This is a genomic window from Cyclobacterium jeungdonense, from assembly GCF_010994275.1.
Lineage (GTDB): Bacteria > Bacteroidota > Bacteroidia > Cytophagales > Cyclobacteriaceae > Cyclobacterium > Cyclobacterium jeungdonense.
In genome coordinates this window covers 1-2,351 of sequence record NZ_WMCD01000025.1, presented here as the reverse complement: position 1 = coordinate 2,351, position 2,351 = coordinate 1, and the positions used below count along the sequence as shown (strand labels likewise).

General features: G+C 53.1%; 2 protein-coding genes. Both read right to left on the bottom strand.

What is annotated here, in order from left to right:
* Positions 1-3 precede the first annotated feature (3 nt).
* Positions 4-2,145, bottom strand: coding sequence for a c-type cytochrome domain-containing protein (locus GKS34_RS23140; protein ID WP_163387521.1), 2,142 nt, complete (start codon positions 2,143-2,145; stop codon positions 4-6).
* A gap of 29 nt (positions 2,146-2,174) precedes the next feature.
* A partial coding sequence (locus GKS34_RS23135; RefSeq protein ID WP_163387519.1) for a DUF1501 domain-containing protein occupies positions 2,175-2,351 on the bottom strand: 177 nt, incomplete at its 5' end.

Sequence of the window (2,351 nt, the reverse complement as noted above, 5' to 3'; positions counted from 1 at the left end):
CCCCTAGTTCATCACAATTTCATCGACCATAAGCCATGCTTTGCTTCCTGCGGCTCCGTGCCAGGAGGGCAGTCGATCCACGGGTTTGGCCAGTAGCTTGAGGTGGCGGACCCCCTTGGCCGAAAAGGGGATTTCAAACTGCCTGAGCAGGGAAGGATCCTGCTTGGTTAGGGGTTTGGGTTGGTAGGTTTTGGCCAGCTGCCAGTTTTGTTCCGGGCTGTTGCGGGTCCATAGTTGCACCTCTTTGGGCGGGAAGAACCGGGATCCGCTGTTTTGCCATAGCGACAGGGCCATGGAATGGATATCGGCAGGGGTATCAAAATCCATTTCCACCTCCAGGGGATTGTTTAGAAACCCCAGCCAGTTGAGGTTCCATACATCGGGTATGGCTTTTTTTCTATCAAACAAGCTTTCCTGCCCGTCTCCTTTATAGCGATCTTCCGGGAGGTAGTTCATCTGGTAGCTGTCCGGTGCGATGGTAGACTGAATGAATTCCGCCTCGGAGACTTCACTTCCGATCCAACCTTCAGCAAAGGCCCGGGCTTTCAGGATTTTGTCCGCATCGATTTCCAATGGCTTTTCGTAGACCAGGTGGTTGCTGCTATCCGGATCGGTACCATCCAGGGTGTAAAATAGCGTGGTGGCACCGATGGGATGGGTGAGTTCGACGCTGAGCTTATCCCTGAAAAACGCCTTGTCAAAGCGGATCACCGGAGGATTGAGCATCAATACCGTTTCGCTGACGCTGGCCCCGGACTCAATTTCGGTAGCCGGAAGTGCCTCGCTCAGTTTTTCCAGGGAGGCTTCCGTAAGGCCGGTATTCCAGACGAATAATTTTTTCAGGTTTGTCAGTTCCGACAGTTGGGCTACCGCCCCCTCCTCCAGGGGATTGCCGGATAAAGATAGCAGGTGCAGCTTTTCCAGGCCCTGCAGGTGCTGCAGGCCTTCTCCTTTGATGGAAGCAAAGTTCAGGTAGAGTTTTTCCAGATGGGTAAAGCCGGTCAGGAATTCCAGCTCGGCGTCTTCCACAGGCATGTTGTTCAGGTTAATGGAGACGGTCTGCACCTGAATGGCTTCCAGCTCTTTTAATGATTCGGGGTCAAAACTGGCCCTGCCAAAATAGCTTACCGACAGTGCCGGAGACTCCACCCCCAGTGGCTGCACCTTCCGGTAAAAGTTATTGAGGCTTTCCACGGTTTCGGTAGCAGCTTCTTCGAATTCATAGCTTGCCGGTTTGGCATTAAACTTATTCACGGCCAGGCTATAGATACTGCTGGTATCCGATAGCTCCAGTACTTTTCCGTCCACCGGGGCTCCGGAATGGATCCAGGCTTCCAGGATGGATTTTTCTTCGGCCGTCAGCTGGGGCTTGCCTTCCGGAGGCATGTGATCCTCGTCCTCCTGGGGAAGGTTGATGCGCTGGGCCATCAGGCTGTTTTCCAGGTCATGGGGTACCACAGCGGGTCCGGATTCCCCTCCCTTGAGCAAGAGCGCTGCCTGATCCATTCTCAACTCCCCTTTTTGTTTGGAGGCTTTGTGGCAGCTGACACATTTGTTTTCGAGGATGGGATACACCACATGAGCAAAAACTTCGGCCTCTTCCAGGTTGACGGCGAGCAACTCGTCGTTCTTTAAGGGGCCGGTGATGAAGTCTTCCCCATGGGTGATGGAGGCTCCCAGGTGACCGGAAAGCACCACCACCAGTGCCAGAAAGGCCGTGGAGGATTTGATGAGCAAATGGTTGGGATGGTTGACGAAGTTATAAAGCAGGGAGGAAGCCCAGAATACGGCCAATCCGGTCCACTTATGCCAGGTCAGGGCACTTTGATCGTAACCGGTCTCATGGGATAGCAGCAATCCGGCGATGACGGTAAAGCCTGCCGTAAGGGTTCCCAGCAGCAACAGGTCCCTGCCATAGACGCGGCTGTCTTCTTTACTCTTCAAGAGGTCAGGAATGCCGATCAGAGCCAGGGCCAGCAGGATCAGGACGATGGGAAAATGCAGCAGCAAGGGGTGCAGCCTTCCGAATACATGCAGCCAATCGGGGATTAGCACCCGGTTTTCGGCTACTACCAAAAACAGCACAAAGACATTGACGGCAAAAACGATTTGGCCCAGAATGGCCTTCAATTTATTGGATAACATATAGGAGCAGCAAGATAGGGGGTGAAGGATCAGGCAATGATGTCATTGACCAGGTTGCCGGCCACATCGGTAAGCCGGTACCTTCTGCCCTGATGTTTGAAGGTCAGTCTTTCATGGTCTATGCCTAACAGGTGAAGCATGGTGGCATGAAAATCATGCACATGCACGGGGTCTTTAACAATATTGTATCCAAACTCGTCTGTTTC